Below are 19,742 nucleotides of genomic sequence, written 5' to 3' on the forward strand. Positions count from 1 at the left end.
GCGTGCGTACCGGCGTACCGACTACGGCCGGCGCGCCGACGTCACCCGGTACACGTCGTAGACGCCCTCGACGCCGCGTACGGCCTTCAGGACGTGACCCAGGTGCTTGGGGTCGCCCATCTCGAAGGTGAAGCGGGAGGTGGCCACCCGGTCGCGGGAGGTCTGGACCGCCGCGGAGAGGATGTTGACGTGCTGGTCGGACAGGACCCGGGTGACATCCGAGAGAAGGCGGGAGCGGTCGAGGGCCTCGACCTGGATGGCGACCAGGAAGACCGAGGACTGCGTCGGCGCCCACTCGACCTCGAGGATGCGCTCCGGCTCACGGGACAGTGACTCCACGTTGACGCAGTCGCTGCGGTGAACCGATACGCCACTACCACGCGTGACGAATCCGATGATCGGGTCGCCGGGGACGGGCGTACAGCAGCGGGCCAGCTTGACCCACACGTCGTCGACGCCCTTGACGACGACCCCGGGGTCCTGGTTGGTGCGCCGCTTGCGGCCGCGGCCGTGGGTCGGCGGGACCGCCTCGTCGATCTCCTCGGTGGCCGCCTCCTCGCCGCCGAGGGCCTGCACCAGCTTCTGCACGACGTTCTGCGCGGCCACATGGCCTTCGCCGATCGCCGCGTACAGCGAGGAGATGTCCGGGTAGCGCATCTCGTGCGCGAGCGTGACCAGCGAGTCGCCGGTGAGGATGCGCTGGATCGGCAGGTTCTGCTTGCGCATCGCGCGCGCGATGGCGTCCTTGCCCTGCTCGATCGCCTCGTCCCGGCGCTCCTTGGAGAACCAGGCTCTGATCTTGTTGCGGGCGCGCGGCGACTTGACGAAGTTCAGCCAGTCCCGGGACGGTCCGGCCCCGGCCGCCTTGGAGGTGAAGACCTCCACCAGGTCGCCGTTGTCCAGGGTCGACTCCAGCGGCACGAGACGGCCGTTGACGCGGGCTCCTATGGTGCGGTGGCCCACCTCGGTGTGCACCGCGTACGAGAAGTCCACGGGCGTGGCGCCGGCCGGCAGCGCTATCACGTCGCCCTTCGGCGTGAAGACGAAGACCTCGTTGCGCGACAGGTCGAAGCGCAGGGACTCCAGGAACTCGCCGGGGTCCTCGGTCTCCTTCTGCCAGTCGAGGAGCTGGCGCAGCCACGCCATGTCGTTGAGGTGGTCGTCCTTGCCGGTGGTCCGCGGCTGGTCCGAGCGCACCTTGGAGGCGCCGGCGACGGCCTCCTGCTTGTACTTCCAGTGCGCGGCGATGCCGTACTCGGCGCGGCGGTGCATGTCGAAGGTGCGGATCTGCAGCTCGACCGGCTTGCCGTTGGGGCCGATGACCGTGGTGTGCAGCGACTGGTACATGTTGAACTTGGGCATCGCGATGTAGTCCTTGAACCGGCCGGGGACCGGGTTCCAGCGCGCGTGCACCGTGCCGAGGGCCGCGTAGCAGTCGCGGACGGTGTCCACGAGGACGCGGATGCCCACCAGGTCGTAGATCTCCGCGAAGTCACGGCCGCGGACGATCATCTTCTGGTAGACGCTGTAGTAGTGCTTCGGGCGGCCGGTGACGGTCGCCTTGATGCGGGCGGCCCGCAGATCGGCCTGGACCTCGTCGGTCACTATGGCCAGATACTCGTCACGCTTCGGTGCCCTCTCGGCCACCAGCCGGACGATCTCGTCGTACATCTTGGGGTAGAGGATCGCGAAGGCGAGGTCCTCCAGCTCCCACTTGATGGTGTTCATGCCCAGGCGATGGGCGAGGGGCGCGTAGATCTCGAGGGTCTCGCGCGCCTTCTTCTCCTGCTTCTCGCGCTTGAGGTAGCGCATGGTGCGCATGTTGTGCAGCCGGTCGGCGAGCTTGATGACCAGGACGCGCGGGTCCTTGGCCATCGCGACGACCATCTTGCGCACGGTCTCGGCCTGCGCGGCCTCGCCGAACTTGACCTTGTCCAGCTTGGTGACGCCGTCGACGAGCAGGGCGACCTGGTCGCCGAAGTCGCGGCGCAGGTCCTCCAGGCCGTACTCGGTGTCCTCGACGGTGTCGTGCAGCAGGCCCGCCATGAGCGTGGCCGGGTCCATGCCCAGTTCGGCGAGGATCGTGGTCACCGCGAGCGGGTGCGTGATGTACGGGTCGCCGCTCTTGCGCTTCTGGCCCCGGTGCCAGCGCTCGGCCACCTGGTAGGACTTCTCGATCTGGCGCAGCGTCGCCGTCTCGATCTTGGGGTCGTTGCTGCGCACTATCCGCAGCAACGGCTCCAGGACCGGGTTGTACGGGTTCTGGCGCTGCACGCCGAGGCGGGCGAGGCGGGCCCGGACGCGGTTGGAGGAGCCGGAGCGCGGAGGCTGCTGAGCGGCGGCCGGGCGGGCTGCGGGCGTGGTCGAGGAGCGCTCGGGCGAGTCCGGCTTGGGGCGTGCCTGCTCGGCCGGCTTGTCCACGGGCGCGGAGCGGTCGTGCTCGACCGGCCCACGGCTGTCGTCCTTCGCGTGCGACGCGGGCGTGGCCGCGGGGCCCGAGGCGGACTCGGGCTTGGCGGCTGTCAGGTGCTGGGCCTCGTCTGGCAAGAGGGCTCCTCGTGCGCGATCCGGGTCCCCCGGTCAGGTTCCGGAGGACCCATCGTAGCGATCCTGGGCCGAAGGATCGCCTTCAGGCCGATGTGAGGGCCGTCTACCGGAGAAACGCAAGGGGCGGGCACCGGATTCCTCCGGGCCCGCCCGCTTGGCGTACGGCGGTTTTCGGACCGTGCTCAGATCCCTGAGACCGTGCTCAGATCGTGAGCAGCGCCTCCAGGGGCGCCCCGTCGAGAGCCGCCTCCAGCCGGGGGCGGCCGGCCAGGAAGCCCAGCTCCATCAGGACGGCGACGCCCGCGACCTCGGCGCCCGCGCGATGGATGAGCTGGATCGACGCCTCGGCGGTGCCGCCGGTGGCCAGGACGTCGTCGACGATCAGCACACGGTCGCCGGGGTTGAGGTCCTCCGCGTGCACCTCGATCTCGGCCGAGCCGTACTCCAGGTCGTAGGCCTGGCCGAGGGTCGCGCCGGGGAGCTTGCCCGCCTTGCGCACGGGGATGAAGCCGAGGCCGGCCCGGACCGCGACCGGGGCGCCCAGGATGAAGCCCCGGGCCTCCAGGCCGACGACCTTGGTGGCGCCGGTGCGCTCGGCGATCTCCACGAACGCCTCGGTGAGCGCGTGGAACGCCGCCGGGTCCGCCAGGAGCGGGGTGATGTCCTTGAACATCACTCCCGGCTCCGGGTAGTCGGCCACGTCACGGATGCGGCTGAGCAGCAGCCCGTTGAGGTCGGTGAGCTCGGTCATCGGCGCTTCCCCGACGGACGGCCACGGCCCCGGCCCCGGGCGGCGGGCTGGTTGCGCGGACCGACGACCGCGGCCGCGGCGTCCTCCGGCTCGTCGTCGTAGCCGTCGGTGGCACGGGTCTCGACGAACTGCTCCTCGGTCGTGGCCTGGGCCCGCTTGGCCAGGACGCGCTTCCTCAGCGCCTTGATCTGCGGCTCGCGCTCCTTGAGGTCCGCGACGAGCGGCGTGGCGATGAAGATCGAGGAGTAGGCGCCGGCCGCGAGGCCGACGAACAGCGACAGCGAGATGTCGTTGAGCGTGCCCGCGCCGAGGACGCCGCCGCCGATGAACAGCAGACCCGCCACCGGCAGCAGCGCGACGACCGTGGTGTTGATGGAGCGGACCAGGGTGCCGTTGATCGAGCGGTTGGCGATCTCGCTGTAGGTGAAGCGAGTCTGTTTCGTGAGGTCCTTCGTCTGTTCCTTGAGGGAGTCGAAGACGACGACCGTGTCGTACAGCGAGTAACCGAGGATGGTCAGCAGACCGATCACCGTGCCGGGCGTGACCTCGAAGCCGACGAGGGCGTAGATGCCGACCGTGATGGTGATGTCGTGGATCAGGGCGACGAGGGCCGCGATGGCCATCCGCCACTCGAAGGCGATCGCCAGGTAGATCACGACCAGGACCATGAAGATCGCCAGGCCCTGCCAGGCCTTGTTGGCGACCTGGTCGCCCCAGCTGGGACCGACCAGCTCGGCGGTGATCGTCTCCGGGTCGGTCTTGAAGTCCTCGGCGAGGTCGGCCTTGATCGTGTTGGACTGCTTGATGTCCATGCCGGCGATCTGGATGCGCAGCGAGCCGTTGCCGAGCTTCTGCACGACCGCGTCATGGCCGGACGCCTCCTTGGCGTACTCCTCGGCCTGGGAGACCGAGACGCTGGTCTTCTCGGTGGTGAAGACGGCGCCGCCCTGGAAGTCGATGCCCATGTTCAGGCCGCGCACCGCCAGGCCGAGGATGGCCGTGATGGTGATCAGGATCGAGATCCCGTACCAGAGCTTGCGGTGGCCGATGAAGTCGTAGCTGACCTCGCCACGGTGCAGTCGGGCGCCGAGGTTACCGAGTTTCGACATCGCTCACGCCTCCTTCGTCTCGACGGGGCCGGCGGCGGAACCGGCGGGACGGCGGGTGCGGCGGATCGGCGGCTGGGCACCCAGGCTCTTCGGGTCGAGGCCGGACCACTTGTGGCCGCTCGCGAAGAACTTCCGCCGCGCGATGAGCGTCATCAGCGGCTTGGTGAAGAAGAAGACCACGACCACGTCGAGGACGGTGGTCAGGCCCAGCGTGAACGCGAAGCCCTGGACCTTGCCGACCGTGACGATGAACAGCACGGCGGCGGCCAGGAACGACACGAAGTCGGAGACCAGGATGGTGCGCCGGGCGCGCGGCCAGGCCCGCTCGACGGCGGGACGCAGGGTGCGGCCCTCGCGGATCTCGTCCCGGACGCGTTCGAAGTAGACGATGAACGAGTCCGCGGTGATACCGATGGCGACGATGGCTCCACAGACGGCCGGCAGGTTCAGCGCGAAGCCGATGGCCGGGCCGAGCAGCGCCATGAGCACGTAGGTGAGCGCCGCGGAGACCAGCAGCGAGGCGATCGCGATGAGCGACAGACCGCGGTAGTAGGCCACCAGGTAGATGATGACCAGCGCGAGGCCGATGGCGCCCGCGAGCAGACCGGCGTGCAGCTGGTCACCGCCGAGCGCGGCCGTCACCGTGGTCACGCTCTGCTCCTGGAAGGAGAGCGGGAGCGCACCGTACGACAGCATGTTGGCGAGGCTCTGGGCCTCCTCCTGCGTGAAGCTGCCCGAGATCTGGGCCTGGCCGCCGGTGATGGCGGAGTTCACGAACGGGCTGGAGACGACGTTGCCGTCGAGGACGATGCCGAACTCGTTCTGCGGCTGGGTGTTCTGCGCGAGCTGGCCCGTGATGTCGGCGAACTTCTTGGAGCCCTTGGACGTGAAGTCCATGGTGACCTGCCAGCCGGCGGCGGTCTGCGTGTCGTAGACGGCCTGGGCCTTCTTGACGTCGGTGCCGTCGACGGCGGCCGGGCCGAGCAGGTACTTGTACCAGACCTTGTCGATCTCACCGCAGGCCACGGTCGCGTCCCCGGGCTTGATGCCCTCGCCGGCCGCGATGCGGACCGATTCCTTGGAGCAGTCGAGGGCCGCGTACTTGGCCTGCAGCGCGGCGTCGTCGGCGGTGACGGCGGCGCTGCTGCTCGCGGAGGCCGACGGGCTGGCGGAGGCGCTCGCCTTGGTGCTCGCGGACGCCGACGGGGTCGAGTCGGCCTTCAGCGCGTCGGTGACGGCCCGGCCCTGCGAGGTGGCGGTGGCCGACGGGGACGTCGAGGAGGTCGCCTTCTCGCCGGTGGTCGCGGAGGCGCTCGCCGACGGGCTCGTGGAAGCGCTCGGCGAGGCGGTGGACGAGCCGCTGGTGGACGCGCTCGGCGAGGGGGTGGCGGCGGCGGAGGCGGAGGCCTCCTGGGCCAGCACCGGACGGAAGTACAGCTTGGCGGTGGTACCGACCTGCGCCCGTGCCTTCTCCGAGTCGGTGCCCTTGGGGATGTTCACGATGATGTTGCGGTCGCCCTGGGTCTGCACCTCCGCCTCGGAGACGCCCAGCCCGTTGACACGGCGGTTCATGATCTCCACCGCGGTGTCCATGTTGGCCTTGTTGATCGCGGATCCCTGGTCGGCCTTCGCCTCCAGCGTGATGCTGGTACCGCCGGCAAGGTCGATGCCGAGACGCGGAGTGGTGTGACCGGAGGCGAACATGCCTCCGGTGAGCCCCACGATGGCGATCAGGATCAGGGCCAGCGAGCGCCCTGGCTTGCTCTGGGCACTCGCGCTCCGGCCCTTCTTAGGTGCTGCCACCTTCTCGTACTCCCTCTCGGGCCGCCTCACGCCGGGTCAGCGCGGCGGCGGCCATGACATGGTGTCGGGATCCCCTGGCGAGAATGCGCGCGCCCCGGCACGGACGGGTGTGCCCGTCTGCGCCGGGGACGGGGCTACTTCTTCGTCTCGGAGTCGCCGTCGGTCTTCTCCGGCTCTTCGTCGGCCTTGGCCGGCTCGGCCTCGGCGGCCTTCTCCTGGACCTCGTCGGGTCCGTCCTTCTTGCCGAGGTCGACGACCTTGTCGTCGGAGGCGGCGGCAGCTTCGTCGGCGGAGTCGTCGGTCTCGGCGGACTCGGTGAGGGAGGAGGCGTCGTCCGGGACGACGTCGGAGTCGGACTTCAGGTCGTGCTCGATGCCGTGCACGATGCGGTTGTACTCGTCGTCGGTCAGGACGGCGCCGATCGCGTTCTTCGCGAAGAGCAGTTCCACACCCGGCCCCGCATCGAGGAGGAGAGTGTCGTCACTGACCTCCTTGACCGTCGCGTACATGCCCCCGATGGTGCGGACACCGCTGCCGGGCTGCAATTGGTTACGCATGTCGGCCGCTGCTTGCTGCTTCTTCTTGGCCGACCGGGTCATCAGGAACATGGCCCCGATGAGCACGATGAACGGGAGGAGGGTCACAGGACTCACGGGTCGGAACTTCCTTCAGACGACCGCGATGGTTGAGCGGCCTGATGGATGGGGGTTGTGTGCTGCCGACAACGGCGGCATCGGCGGAGTCTAAGCGAGTCCGCGCGCATGGAACAACGCTCAGCATGGCACCAGGGTTCCTGACCCGGCCAATGCCGCGGCCGTGGCCCCGGGCGTCATGTCCCGAACAGGTCGCCCTGGCCACTTCCCCGGGTCGGCGTGCGGGTCGGGGTCAGGCCGAGGTGGGTCCAGGCGGCCGGGGTGGCCACCCGCCCGCGCGGCGTACGCGCGAGTAGGCCCTCACGCACGAGGAAGGGTTCGGCGACCTCCTCCACGGTCTCACGTTCCTCCCCCACCGCGACGGCGAGCGTGGACAGACCGACCGGGCCGCCGCCGAACAGCTTCAGCAGCGCCTCCAGGACCGCGCGGTCGAGGCGGTCCAGGCCTCGGTCGTCGACTTCGTACACCTTCAGTGCCGCCGCCGCGATCTCGCGGTCGATGATCCCGTCGGCCTTGACCTGCGCGTAGTCGCGTACCCGGCGCAGCAGGCGGTTGGCGATCCGGGGCGTGCCGCGGGAGCGGCCGGCGATCTCGGCGGCGCCGGCGGTGTCGATCTCGACGTCGAGGAGGTTCGCCGACCGGTGGATCACGCGCTGCAACTCGCCGGGCTCGTAGAACTCCATGTGCCCGGTGAAGCCGAAGCGGTCGCGCAGCGGGGGCGGCAGCAGGCCCGCGCGCGTGGTGGCGCCGACCAGGGTGAAGGGCGGCAGTTCGAGGGGGATGGCGGTGGCGCCGGGTCCCTTGCCGACGATGACGTCGACGCGGAAGTCCTCCATCGCCATGTACAGCATCTCCTCGGCGGGCCGGGACATGCGGTGGATCTCGTCGAGGAAGAGGACCTCGCCCTCCTGGAGCGAGGAGAGGATCGCCGCGAGGTCGCCGGCGTGCTGGATGGCGGGGCCGCTGGTGATGCGGATCGGGGCGCCCATCTCGGCGGCGATGATCATCGAGAGGGTGGTCTTGCCGAGGCCGGGAGCGCCGGAGAGCAGCACGTGGTCCGCGGTCGCGCCCCGCGCGCGTGCGGCGCGCAGGACGAGGTCGAGCTGTTCGCGGACCTTCTCCTGGCCGATGAACTCGTCCAGGTCCTTGGGGCGCAGGGCGGCCTCGACGGCTTGGTCCTCACCGTCGGCTGACGCGCCGACGAGCCGCTCGGGGGCGGTCTCTTCGGTCGTGTCGTCCCAGTTCACTGACGTTCTCCTAGCGGGCGCGGTTCAGGGTCTGCAGGGCGGCCTTGAGCAGCTGGCCCACCTGGGGCGCGCCGGCGGCGGCCTCGGCCTGCGGCGTCACGGCGGCGACCGCCTCGTCGGCCTCGCGGGTCGCGTAGCCGAGGCCGATCAGGGCGGCGTGCAGCTGGTCGCGCCAGCCGCTGGTGACCGGCGCGCCGATCGCCGGGGCGCCGATCGGCTCGCCCAGTCGGTCCTTGAGCTCCAGCAGCAGCTTCTGCGCGCCCCTCTTGCCGATGCCCGGCACCGCGATGAGCGCCTTCTCGTCCCCCGTGGCCACGGCTCGGCGCAGGGCGTCCGGCGTGTGCACCGCCAGCATGGCCTGGGCCAGCCGGGGGCCGACCCCGCTGGCGGTCTGCAGCAGCCCGAAGACCTGGCGTTCGTCGTCGTCCACGAATCCGTACAGGGTCAGCGAGTCCTCCCGTACGACGAGGGAGGTGGCGAGCTTGGCCGGCCGGCCGAGCCGGAGCGTGGACAACGTGTTCGGGGTGCACTGGAGGGCCATGCCCACGCCGCCCACCTCGACCACCGCGGTGTCCGGAGCGAGTGCGGCGACCGTGCCGCTGACGAAGGCGATCATGCCGTACGGCCTTTCGATGTCATGGGTGCGTTGGCTGTCGTCGGTGCGTTGGCTGTCGTCGGTGCTTTGACCGTCGTCGACGCTTTGGCCGCGTGCAGGGCGACGGCCTGCTGGAGTCGGTTCTGCGCGGGGGCGCGCCAGATGTGGCAGATGGCGAGGGCGAGGGCGTCGGCCGCGTCGGCCGGTTTGGGGGGCGCGTCGAGCCGCAGCAGGCGGGTGACCATGGCGCCGACCTGCGCTTTGTCCGCGCGCCCGCTGCCGGTGACGGCGGCCTTGACCTCGCTGGGCGTGTGCAGGGCGACGGGGATGCCGCGGCGGGCGGCGCACAGCATGGCGACGGCGCTGGCCTGGGCGGTGCCCATGACCGTGCGCACGTTGTGCTGGCTGAACACCCGCTCCACGGCGACGAATTCGGGCCGGTACTCGTCCAGCCAGCGTTCGATGCCCTGCTCGACCTCGACGAGGCGCTGCCCCAACTCGGCGTCCGCCGACGTCCGTACGACGCCCACGCCGAGCATGGTGAGCGGCCGGCCCGCGACCCCCTCGACGACGCCGACACCGCACCGCGTCAGTCCGGGGTCCACCCCGAGTACCCGCACACCCGCCCCTCTCATCGATCTCCTGTTTGTGCAGGCTATCGGGTGCCGCTGACAACGACGGCGGGCCGGTGGGACGTGTCCCACCGGCCCGCCGCATCCGCTCGGCTCGCGGCAGCGTTACGCGTCGACCTTCTCCATGACCTCGTCGCTGACGTCGAAGTTGGCGAAGACGTTCTGGACGTCGTCGCTGTCCTCGAGCGCGTCGATCAGCTTGAAGATCTTCTTCGCGCCCTCCTCGTCCAGCTCGACCTGCATGGTCGGGACGAAGTTGGCCTCGGCGGAGTCGTAGTCGATGCCGGCTTCCTGGAGGGCGGTGCGGACCCCGACCAGGTCGGTGGCCTCGCTGAGGACCTCGAAGGACTCACCGAGGTCGTTGACCTCCTCGGCGCCCGCGTCGAGGACCGCGCCCAGCACGTCGTCCTCGGTCAGCTCGCCCTTGGGGACGATGATGACGCCCTTGCGGTTGAAGAGGTACGACACCGAGCCCGGGTCGGCCATGTTGCCGCCGTTGCGGGTCATGGCGACGCGGACGTCGGAGGCGGCGCGGTTGCGGTTGTCGGTGAGGCACTCGATGAGCACGGCGACGCCGTTCGGGCCGTAGCCCTCGTACATGATCGTCTCGTAGTCGGCGCCGCCGGCCTCGAGACCGCCGCCGCGCTTGACCGCGGAGTCGATGTTCTTGTTCGGGACCGACTGCTTCTTGGCCTTCTGGATGGCGTCGTAGAGCGTCGGGTTGCCCTCGATGTCGACGCCGCCCATCCGGGCCGCGACCTCGATGTTCTTGATCAGCTTCGCGAAGAGCTTGCCGCGTTTGGCATCGATCACGGCCTTCTTGTGCTTCGTCGTAGCCCATTTAGAGTGGCCGGACATCTGCCTGTCTCCTTCGCGTAACCCAACCAAATACGAACGGCAGAGATCCTACAAGGACTCCGCCGCCCGGTATGCGCGCACCATGTCGACGAACAGGGCGTGCACCCGGTGGTCGCCGGTCAGCTCCGGGTGGAACGACGTGGCGAGCGCGTTGCCCTGGCGGACCGCGACGATATGACCCTCGTGCTCGGCGAGCACCTCGGTCCCGGCGCCGACGGACTCGACCCAGGGGGCGCGGATGAACACGCCCTCCACAGGATCGCCCGTGACGCCGTTCACGTCGAGTGCGGCCTCGAAGGACTCGTTCTGGCGTCCGAAGGCGTTGCGGCGCACGATCATGTCGATGCCGCCGACGGTCTCCTGTCCCGAGCGCGGGTCGAGGATCTTGTCGGCGAGCATGATCATGCCCGCGCAGGTGCCGTAGACGGGCATTCCGTCCCGCACACGCGCGCGAAGAGGCTCCATCACGCCGAAGAGGACGGCCAGCTTGGAGATCGTCGTGGACTCGCCGCCGGGGATGACCAGGCCGTCGACCTCGGCGAGTTCCTCGGGGCGCCGCACCGGCCTGGCCACGGCGTCGGCCGAGGCCAGGGCGACGAGGTGCTCCCGTACGTCGCCCTGGAGGGCCAGGACGCCTATGACAGGTGTGCTCATCGGTGACTACCAGCCGCGGTTGGCGTAGCGCTCGGACTCGGGGAGGGTGTCGCAGTTGATGCCGACCATGGCCTCGCCCAGGTTGCGGGAGGCGTCCGCGATGATCTTGGGGTCGTCGTAGAAGGTGGTCGCCTTCACGATCGCGGCGGCGCGCTTGGCCGGGTCGCCGGACTTGAAGATGCCGGAGCCGACGAAGACGCCCTCGGCGCCCAGCTGACGCATCAGCGCGGCGTCGGCCGGGGTGGCGACGCCACCGGCGGAGAACAGCACGACCGGGAGCTTGCCGAGCTCGGCGACCTCCTTGACGAGCTCGTACGGGGCGCGCAGGTCCTTGGCGGCGGCGTACAGCTCGTTGTTGTCGTAGCCGCGCAGGCGGGCGATCTCGTTCTTGATCTGCCGCAGGTGGCGGACGGCCTCGACGACGTTGCCGGTGCCGGCCTCGCCCTTGGAGCGGATCATCGCCGCGCCCTCGGCGATGCGGCGCAGGGCCTCGCCCAGGTTGGTGGCGCCGCAGACGAAGGGGGTGGTGAAGGCGAACTTGTCGGAGTGGTTCACCTCGTCGGCCGGGGTGAGCACCTCGGACTCGTCGATGTAGTCGACGCCGAGGGACTGCAGGACCTGGGCCTCGACGAAGTGGCCGATGCGCGACTTGGCCATCACCGGGATGGAGACCGCCTCGATGATCTCCTCGATCATGTTCGGGTCCGACATCCGGGCCACGCCACCGTCCTTGCGGATGTCGGCGGGGACCCGCTCCAGCGCCATGACGGCCACGGCGCCGGCGTCCTCGGCGATCTTCGCCTGCTCGGCGTTGACCACGTCCATGATCACGCCGCCCTTGAGCTGCTCGGCCATCCCGCGCTTCACGCGCGCGGTGCCGGTCTCGGGGGTCTGGTTTTCGGAGATCGTGCTGGACACGGGGTGACCTCACTCGTTGAAAAGAGGATTTCTGCAGCACCGAGGAAACGCGAGTGGACCAGTCCACAGCAAGGGCCAATGAACACCCGGTGGATCGTTTTCGTCCCACCGGAGGCCGGTCGGAGGTCGGACGGACGCCAGCCGGAGGTCGCTCGGAGGTCGCCCGTCGGTTCAGCCCGACCGGTCGGACAGGACGGGCGGAGGCTCGTCGTCCATTTCGAAGGCCATGGGGAAGGGCGCGTGGCCGGCCAGGCGGAACCAGCGGACCTTGCGGTGCTCGCGGAGTCTGCGGGCCGCGCCGACCGCGTCGTTGTGGAAGCGGCGGGCCATGGGGACGCGGCGGACGGCCGCCGTGAGCTCGCGGGCCGCCGCCTCTCCGCCGGGCGCCTCGCGCACCACGTCCAGTTGCTGCGTGTCCGCGAAGACGGCGCGCAGGGCCTGGCTGAGGTCGCTCTCGGCGACCTCCCGCTGCTCCTCCTCGGCCTGCCGGGCGGCGTGCGCGGCCTCGTACAGGACGATCGAGGCCGCCGGGTCGAGAACCTTGGAGGTGGCCAGCTCCTGGGCCACGGACGCGCGGCGCAGCAGCTGCGCGTCCAGCGCGGCGCGGGCGGCGTCGATGCGGGCGTGCAGCCGGTCCAGCCGTCCCGCCGTCCAGCTCAGGTAGAGGCCGATCGCGACGAGGACGACCAGGGTCCAGATCAGGGTTGCGGTCACGGGCGGCAAGGCTACCCGTGCGCTCTACGGCGGCGAGGGCAGGTCAGTCCCGCGCCAGCCCGAGCCGGGCCCGCAGGCCGACGGAGGCCCGGTCGTCGTCGGCCGCCACCGCCGCCGCGCCGTCCGTCACCGTCTCGTACACCGACAGGATGTCCGCGCCGACGGTCGACCAGTCGAAGCGCCGTACGTGCGCGCTGCCGCGGCTGCGCAGTTCGGCTCTGCGCTCCGGGTCGCCCAGCAGGCGCACCGCCGCCTCGGCCAGCGCGTCCGCGTCCTCGTTGACGAAGAGCTCGCCCGCTGCTCCCTGGTCGAGGACCTGGGCGAAGGCGTCGAGGTCGGAGGCGAGCACGGGGGCCCCGGCCGACATGGCCTCGACGAGGATGATGCCGAAGCTCTCGCCGCCGGTGTTGGGCGCGACGTACACGTCGACGCTGCGCAGGAAGCGCGCCTTGTCCTCGTCGCTGATCATGCCGAGGAACTCCACGCGCGCGTGCAGTTCCCTGGGCAGGCTCTCCACCGCCTCCTTCTCGTCCCCGCGGCCGGCGACCAGCAGCCGGGCCTGCGGCCGCTCGGCGAAGATCTTCGGCAGGGCCCGCATCAGGACGGGCAGGCCCTTGCGGGGCTCGTCGATGCGCCCGACGAAGCCGATCGTGTCGCCCTGCCACTCGGGGTTGGGCTCGGCCCGGGCGAAGAAGTCGACGTCGACGCCGTTGGGGATGACGACCGCGTCCCCGCCGAGGTGCTCGACCAGGGTGCGGCGCGCGTACTCGCTCACGGCGATCCGCGCGCTGATCTTCTCCAGGGCGGCCTGGAGGATGGAGTACGCGGCGATCATCGCGCGCGAGCGCGGGTTGGACGTGTGGAAGGTCGCCACGATCGGCCCCGAGGCCGCCCAGCAGGTCAGCAGGCCGAGGGAGGGCGAGGTCGGCTCATGGATGTGGACGACGTCGAACGCGCCGTCGTGCAGCCAGCGCCGCACCCGCGCGGCGGACAGGAAGCCGAAGTTGAGGCGCGCCACCGAGCCGTTGTACGGCACCGGGACGGCCCGGCCGGCCGAGACGACGTACGGCGGCAGCGGGGTGTCGTCGTCGGCCGGGGCCAGCACGGACACCTCGTGGCCGAGCCGGATGAAGTACTCGGCGAGGTCGCGGATGTGGAACTGGACGCCGCCCGGCACGTCCCAGGAGTAGGGGCAGACGATGCCGATTCTCACTCGGGCGCCCCGTCCGACGGGCGGGGTTCCAGGTCTGCGAGCCACAAGCGCTGCAGCATGTGCCAGTCCTCCGGGTGTTCGGCGATGCCGGTGGCGAAGGCGTCTGCCAGCGCCTGTGTCATGGCAGACGTCTTCTCGGCCCGCGTACCTGTCTCGGGTACCTCGATCGGGGGATGCACACGGCCCTGCATGACGGGCGAGTCGTCGTACCAGAGCGTGACGGGGAGCAGGATCGCGTCGGTCTGCTGGGCGAGCAGCGCCGGTCCCGCGGGCATCCGGGTCGTGTCCCCGAAGAAGTCCACCTCGACGCCGGAGGCGGACAGGTCGCGCTCGGCGACCAGGCAGACCAGGCCGCCGTCGCGCAGCCGCCGGGCCAGGGTGGCGAAGGCGGCGCCGCCGGTGTGCGGCAGCACCTCCATCCCGAGGCCCTCCCGGTAGGCGACGAAGCGGTCGTACAGCGTCTCCGGCCGGAGGCGTTCGGCGACGGTGGTGAACGGCGTCCCGAGCTTGGTGGTGACCCAGGCGCCGGCCAGGTCCCAGTTGCCCATGTGCGGCAGGGCGAGGATGACGCCCTTGTCGGAGGCGATGCCGTCGGTGAGGTGATGCACGTCCTTGGGCTCGAAGCCGCCGCGGACGCGCTCGGCGCTCCAGGCGGGCAGTCGGAAGGACTCCATCCAGTAGCGCAGGTAGGAGCGCATCCCCGCGCGCGAGAGCTCGGCCAGCCGCTCGGGGCTCGCGTCCGGCACCACGCGCGCGTAGTTGCTCTCCAGCCGCCGTACGCCCTTGCCGCGCCGCTTCCACGCGAGGTCGGCGACCGTGCGCCCGAGCCGTACGGCGGCGGGCTCGGGGAGCTTCTTGACGGTGCTCCAGCCGAGACCGTACAGCGCGTCGGTCAGGCGATCCTGGGCGCTCACTTCGCGGCCTCGCTCCCCTGGGCCTCCTCCTGCGCGGCGGCGGCCTCCGCCTCGGCCGACTCCCGCCGGACCGTGACGACCCGCTGGATCAGCGTGACGAGACTGCCGACGGCGACGATCCACAGCGCGATCGGCAGCAGCACCTGGATGCCGGGCACGCCGAACGTGTGCAGACCCGCCAGACCGGCCGCGACCAGGGAGATCACCAGGCGTTCGGCGCGCTCCACGAGTCCGTTGACGGCGACCGGCAGGCCGATCGACTCGCCGCGGGCCTTCGTGTACGACACTACCTGGCCGCTGGCCAGGCAGAAGATCGAGACGGCGCACAGGGCGATGTCGTCCCCGTTGCCCGCGTACCAGAGCGCGAAGCCTCCGAAGATCGCGCCGTCGGCGACCCGGTCGAGCGTGGAGTCCAGGAAGGCGCCCCAGCGGCTGGAGCGGCCGAGCTGGCGCGCCATGTTGCCGTCGACGAGGTCGGAGAACACGAAGAGCGTGATGACGATCGTGCCCCAGAAGAACTCGCCCCGGGGGTAGAAGACCAGCGCGCCCGCCATCACGCCGGCGGTGCCGATGAGGGTGACCGTGTCAGGGCTCACGCCCCGGCGGATGAGAAACGCGGCGAACGGTGTGAGGACACGCGTGAAGAATGCACGCGCGTACTTGTTCAGCATGGCCTTCCCGAGGGCTCGGTGTGGCCGCGCGGCCCCTGCTGGCCACCGGCTGGCCCATCGTAGCCACGCGCGCGTGTGTGCGACGGTCGGGCACCCGGACCCCCGTGTCACGGCCTGCCGGATTCCGGGGCGCGGCCGGGTCGCGTCCGCCGTATGGACGCGCGGTGACCGGAGTGGAAAGCTCGAAGGACCGCGGGCGTCGTCGGAGCCGCCATCGCACGCGGGGCCGCCGTGCCCGCGCCCCCAGTGACCTCACCGTGCACGGGAGGCAAGGAAAATGGGCGACAAGGCGAATGCACATCCCGGAGCCGCCGGCAGGGCTACAGCGGCCGACCACCCCGCGTCCGTACGGAATGTGGTGCTGGTCGGCCACTGCGGATCGGGCAAGACGACATTGGTGGAGGCTCTCGCGCTCACGGCGGGAGCGGTGAACCGGGCGGGCCGTGTGGAGGACGGCGGCACCGTCTCCGACTACGACGAGATCGAGCACCGGCAGCAACGCTCGGTACAGCTCTCCCTGGTGCCCGTCGACTGGGACGGCATCAAGGTCAACCTCCTCGACACCCCCGGATACGCCGACTTCGTCGGGGAACTCAGGGCCGGTCTGCGCGCCGCGGACGCGGCCCTCTTCGTCGTCTCGGCGGCGGACGGCGTGGACGGCTCGACCCGCATGGTGTGGGAGGAGTGTGCGGCCGTGGGGATGCCCCGCGCGATCGTCGTCACACACCTGGAGGCCGCCCGCGCGGACTTCGAGGAGATGACCCGGATCTGCGCGGAGGCCTTCGGCGGCGACGACCCGGACGCCGTCCTGCCGCTGTACCAGCCGCTGCGCGGGCCCGAGGGGCCCGACGGGCACGCGCCCGTGACCGGGCTGACCGGGCTGCTGTCCCGGACGCTGTTCGACTACTCCTCCGGTGAGCGCAAGGAGTCCGAGCCGGGCGAGGACCAGCTGCCGGACCTGGAGGAGGCCCGCAACCGGCTGATCGAGGGGATCATCGCCGAGAGCGAGGACGAGACCCTCATGGACCGCTATCTCGGCGGCGAGCAGATCGACGTCAAGACGCTGATCGAGGATCTGGAGCGGGCCGTCGCGCGCGGCACGTTCTTCCCCGTCCTGGCGGCCGCCCCCGCCGCCGAGGGCGCCCGGCAGGGCCTGGGCACGGTCGAGCTGCTGGAGCTGGTCACGAGGGGCTTCCCGACGCCCCTGGAGCGCGAGGCGCCCCGGGTGACGACGGTCGACGGCAGGCCGCGCGACCTGAGCTCCTGCGATCCGGACGGGCCGCTGGTCGCCGAGGTCGTGAAGACCTCCTCCGACCCCTACGTCGGCCGGGTCTCCCTCGTCCGGGTCTTCTCGGGCACGCTGCACCCCGACGAGACCGTCCACGTCTCCGGGCACGGCCTCGCCGACCGCGGCCACGAGGACCACGACGTCGACGAACGCATCGGCGCCCTGTCCGCGCCGTTCGGCAAGCAGCAGCGGACCCTGACGCACTGCATCGCGGGCGACCTCGCGTGCGTGGCGAAACTCGGCCGCGCGGAGACCGGCGACACCCTCTCCGCGAAGGACGACCCACTGCTCATGGAGCCCTGGCAGATGCCCGACCCGTTGCTGCCGCTGGCCATCCAGGCGCACAGCAAGGCCGACGAGGACAAGCTCTCGCAGGGGCTGGGCCGGCTGGTCGCCGAGGACCCGACGATGCGCCTGGAACAGAACCAGCACACCCACCAGGTGGTGCTGTGGTGCCTCGGCGAGGCCCACTCGGACGTCGCGCTGGAGCGGCTGCGCTCCCGCTACGGCGTCCAGGTCGACGTCGTCCCGCACAAGGTCCCCCTGCGGGAGACGTTCGCGGCGCGGTCCGGCGGGCGCGGGCGGCACGTCAAGCAGTCGGGCGGGCACGGTCAGTACGCCATCTGCGAGATCGAGGTGGAGCCGCTGCCGGGCGGCGCGGGCATCGAGTTCGTGGACAAGGTGGTCGGCGGCTCGGTGCCGCGCCAGTTCATCCCGTCCGTCGAGAAGGGCGTGCGCGCGCAGGCGGCGAGGGGCGTGGCGGCCGGGCATCCGCTGGTCGACATCCGGGTCACGCTGCTCGACGGCAAGGCCCACTCGGTGGACTCCTCCGACGCCGCGTTCCAGACGGCCGGCGCGCTCGCGCTGCGGGAGGCGGCGGCCGAGGCGACGATCCATCTCCTGGAGCCGGTGGCCGAGGTGAGCGTCCTGGTCGGCGACGACTACGTGGGCGCCGTGATGAGCGACCTGTCGGGGCGGCGCGGGCGGGTGCTGGGCACCGAGCAGACCAGCGGCGGCCGCACTCTGGTGCGGGCCGAGGTCCCCGAGATCGAGATCGGCCGGTACGCGGTCGACCTGCGTTCCCTCTCGCACGGCACGGCGCGCTTCCAGCGCGCGTACGCCCGGCACGAGCCGATGCCGGCGCAGGTCGCCGAGCGGGTCCGCCAACAGACGCAGGAAGGCTGACGGTTGGTGCCCGGGCGGCCTCAAGTGGCCGGTGCGGCACCGTAGTGGAACAGTTCCCTCCGATTCGGCGGGCGGCTTCGGCCGTCCGCCGACGGATGTCGGCGCCTGCGGATACGCTGATGACCTGATCAACAGGTGTGCGGAGCACGGAAGTCGGGAAGGCCGCAGAAGCGAGAGTGGCGGCGATCGGGGGCGGGAATGACCGTTGACAGCGGTTACGCGGACATCTTCGGACCACAGGTGCCGCAGACGGGCGACGGCGGGCAGACGCCGACGTTCGGCCTGGCCTCGGCGGCCTACCGGGACAACCCGGTCGAGGACATCAAGAAGGCCGACAACGAGTGGCACCAGACGGCTGTCAACAGCGGCCGCAAGTGGGCCCGGATCTTCCGGCCCAACCTCGGCGAGGCGTTCTCGCAGGCGGTGATCGACCGCATGCTGGGCGTCGGCCGCAGTCCCCTCATCCAGTCCTTCGGCAGCGATCCGCAGGTCGTCGTCGAGCACTGCCTCGCGGCCAACCGCATCCGCCGGGAGCGCGACCAGAAGCTGACCGGCGTCATGCTGCTGTGCGGAGTGCTCTTCCTGCCCGGCCTGTTGGTGTGGCTGCTGGTCTTCCAGCTCCGGGCGACCATGGGCAAGCAGGAGAACAAGCGGGTGTCCGGCCTCGCCACCGGCCTGCTCGTCGCCGTCGGCGCGCTCGCCGTGATCTTCCTCGTCAAGATTCCGTTCACCGGCTTCTGGGGCTGGTACGCGCGCGGTTGCATCGTGGCGCCCGTGGCCGGCTGGTTCCTGGCCAAGCGGATCTGCGAGGGCACCGCGAAGGACCTGCGCGAGCGCTGGGACAGCCTGCTGTCCGGCGGCAGCGTCGGCGCCAAGGTCCCCGAGGCGGTGCCGACCAGCCCGAACCAGACGGCGGCGGAGCAACTGCGTCAGTCCCTGGCCCGGCTCAGCGCCGAGCAGCAGTCCAACTCCGTCTTCTACGCCGGTCCCAAGGGCATACTCGGCATGGGCACCCGCTGGGGCGCGTGGCATCTCGCCGAGGAGCTGGTGCCGACCGACCCCAACAAGGGCGTCCACCAGTTCCGGAGTTGGACCGTCGTACGGGCCATCCACGACCAGCTCACCGTGCTGAACCGGCAGAGCCTGAAGACCGGCGGCTTCCCGCCGCCCGCGGTCCGGCACTGGATCGTCACCCCGGTCGGCGAGAACGCCAAGGCGGTCTCCCGGCCGGAGGGCACCAACGTCGAGGCCTACCAGGTCAAGCCGAGGGCCATAGAGGACATCTGCAACAACCAGCAGTTCGGCGGCGGCGACCGGCACTACCTGGGCGTCCAGTGGCCGCTGTGGGACGGCCAGTTGATCATCACCATGCTGATCACGGTGACGGTGCTGCACGAGACGCTGCGCATCGAGGTCACCGGACACGCCCTGGGCCCGGTGAACGGCCTGTTCACCACCAAGTCCGAGGCCCCCACCAAGACCGTCGCCAAGAGCGTCCGGTTCTGGGAGACGCGCACGATCAAGCTTCCGCTGGTCACCGCCGACGAGGTGGTCCGGCTGGCCGCACGCGCCACCATCAGCTGGTACCCGCCGCTGCTGAAGTGGCTCGGCGGCTCCATCGGCCTGCCCGAGCCCTTCGGTCTGCGGCACGCCTGGGCCGACCAGCCCTGGCGCCACCGCTTCATGGCGGACGACGCGCTGCGGGCGGCCACCCCGGTGCTGCGCGTGGTGCACACGGCCGCGCTCAAGGTGCTCAAGGAGCACGACGTGAACATCGAGAAGTTCAGCTCGCGCTCGTCGGCGCTCAGCGGGGCCGTGCAGGATGTGGCGCCGAAGAAGGCGGACACCTACGACGCGTAGGCCTCCGGCGGTTGGGCGGCTTTGTCGTGCGGGTGGTCTGGGGCCGGCCCCTGGGGGCTGCCGAAGATCAGCGTGCACATCGGGTTGCCGAGCGCGAGGAAGCCGAAGGCGATCGGCTCGATGGCGACGG

Annotated in this window: 17 protein-coding genes; 2 read left to right on the forward strand and 15 right to left on the reverse strand. The window is 70.7% G+C overall.

Annotated elements, in window-relative coordinates:
* Positions 1-21: 21 nt before the first annotated feature.
* The 15 genes from ACWD4O_RS34045 to pgsA form a co-directional block, all read right to left on the reverse strand.
* Positions 22-2,547, reverse strand: a complete 2,526-nt coding sequence (locus ACWD4O_RS34045) for a RelA/SpoT family protein (RefSeq protein ID WP_451285839.1) — start codon at positions 2,545-2,547, stop codon at positions 22-24.
* A 202-nt stretch (positions 2,548-2,749) separates the two neighbouring features.
* Positions 2,750-3,298 (reverse strand): adenine phosphoribosyltransferase, encoded by a 549-nt coding sequence (locus tag ACWD4O_RS34050; protein WP_450948680.1) that lies wholly within the window; start codon positions 3,296-3,298, stop codon positions 2,750-2,752.
* Complete coding sequence (gene secF / locus ACWD4O_RS34055) at positions 3,295-4,407, reverse strand: protein translocase subunit SecF (RefSeq protein WP_451285841.1); 1,113 nt, start codon at positions 4,405-4,407, stop codon at positions 3,295-3,297. The genes ACWD4O_RS34050 and secF overlap by 4 nt, the downstream gene beginning before the upstream one ends.
* A 3-nt stretch (positions 4,408-4,410) precedes the next feature.
* Complete coding sequence (gene secD, locus ACWD4O_RS34060) at positions 4,411-6,210, reverse strand: protein translocase subunit SecD (RefSeq protein ID WP_451285843.1); 1,800 nt, start codon at positions 6,208-6,210, stop codon at positions 4,411-4,413.
* A 134-nt stretch (positions 6,211-6,344) separates the two neighbouring features.
* A complete protein-coding gene (gene yajC / locus ACWD4O_RS34065; protein ID WP_451285845.1) occupies positions 6,345-6,863 on the reverse strand; it encodes a preprotein translocase subunit YajC in 519 nt (172 codons plus the stop codon).
* Positions 6,864-7,039: 176 nt separating this feature from the next.
* Positions 7,040-8,110 carry a Holliday junction branch migration DNA helicase RuvB gene (gene ruvB / locus ACWD4O_RS34070; protein WP_451285846.1) on the reverse strand — a complete coding sequence of 357 codons (1,071 nt, stop codon included), beginning with the start codon at positions 8,108-8,110 and terminating at the stop codon, positions 7,040-7,042.
* A 10-nt stretch (positions 8,111-8,120) separates the two neighbouring features.
* Entirely contained in the window at positions 8,121-8,726 is a 606-nt protein-coding gene (gene ruvA, locus ACWD4O_RS34075; protein ID WP_451285847.1) for a Holliday junction branch migration protein RuvA, read from the reverse strand.
* Positions 8,723-9,325: a crossover junction endodeoxyribonuclease RuvC gene (gene ruvC, locus ACWD4O_RS34080; protein WP_451285880.1), complete on the reverse strand. Its 603-nt coding sequence runs from the start codon at positions 9,323-9,325 to the stop codon at positions 8,723-8,725. Before ruvC ends, ruvA begins: the two co-directional genes overlap by 4 nt.
* 117 nt (positions 9,326-9,442) lie before the next feature.
* Positions 9,443-10,195 carry a YebC/PmpR family DNA-binding transcriptional regulator gene (locus tag ACWD4O_RS34085; protein ID WP_351907895.1) on the reverse strand — a complete coding sequence of 251 codons (753 nt, stop codon included), beginning with the start codon at positions 10,193-10,195 and terminating at the stop codon, positions 9,443-9,445.
* 48 nt (positions 10,196-10,243) lie between these two features.
* On the reverse strand, positions 10,244-10,849 hold the full coding sequence (pdxT, locus tag ACWD4O_RS34090) for a pyridoxal 5'-phosphate synthase glutaminase subunit PdxT (protein WP_451285850.1): 606 nt from the start codon (positions 10,847-10,849) through the stop codon (positions 10,244-10,246).
* Positions 10,850-10,855: 6 nt separating this feature from the next.
* On the reverse strand, positions 10,856-11,767 hold the full coding sequence (gene pdxS, locus ACWD4O_RS34095) for a pyridoxal 5'-phosphate synthase lyase subunit PdxS (RefSeq protein WP_351907899.1): 912 nt from the start codon (positions 11,765-11,767) through the stop codon (positions 10,856-10,858).
* A 171-nt stretch (positions 11,768-11,938) separates the two neighbouring features.
* Complete coding sequence (locus ACWD4O_RS34100; protein ID WP_358807440.1) at positions 11,939-12,490, reverse strand: LemA family protein; 552 nt, start codon at positions 12,488-12,490, stop codon at positions 11,939-11,941.
* Between the two features lie 34 nt (positions 12,491-12,524).
* Positions 12,525-13,694: a glycosyltransferase family 4 protein gene (locus ACWD4O_RS34105; RefSeq protein ID WP_451285853.1), complete on the reverse strand. Its 1,170-nt coding sequence runs from the start codon at positions 13,692-13,694 to the stop codon at positions 12,525-12,527.
* Complete coding sequence (locus tag ACWD4O_RS34110) at positions 13,691-14,608, reverse strand: phosphatidylinositol mannoside acyltransferase (RefSeq protein ID WP_451285855.1); 918 nt, start codon at positions 14,606-14,608, stop codon at positions 13,691-13,693. The genes ACWD4O_RS34105 and ACWD4O_RS34110 overlap by 4 nt, the downstream gene beginning before the upstream one ends.
* Positions 14,605-15,279 carry a phosphatidylinositol phosphate synthase gene (pgsA, locus tag ACWD4O_RS34115; RefSeq protein ID WP_351907907.1) on the reverse strand — a complete coding sequence of 225 codons (675 nt, stop codon included), beginning with the start codon at positions 15,277-15,279 and terminating at the stop codon, positions 14,605-14,607. Before pgsA ends, ACWD4O_RS34110 begins: the two co-directional genes overlap by 4 nt.
* A 277-nt stretch (positions 15,280-15,556) precedes the next feature.
* Here pgsA and ACWD4O_RS34120 point away from each other — a divergent pair, with 277 nt between their 5' ends.
* Together ACWD4O_RS34120 and ACWD4O_RS34125 are read left to right on the forward strand one after the other, a co-directional pair.
* The gene (locus ACWD4O_RS34120; RefSeq protein WP_451285857.1) at positions 15,557-17,752 is read left to right on the forward strand and encodes an elongation factor G-like protein EF-G2; all 2,196 of its coding nucleotides are present in this window, start codon (positions 15,557-15,559) and stop codon (positions 17,750-17,752) included.
* A 198-nt stretch (positions 17,753-17,950) separates the two neighbouring features.
* Positions 17,951-19,612: a hypothetical protein gene (locus ACWD4O_RS34125; RefSeq protein WP_451285859.1), complete on the forward strand. Its 1,662-nt coding sequence runs from the start codon at positions 17,951-17,953 to the stop codon at positions 19,610-19,612.
* Positions 19,613-19,742: the final 130 nt, after the last annotated feature.

The sequence above is a fragment of the Streptomyces sp. NPDC002623 genome (assembly GCF_053592635.1).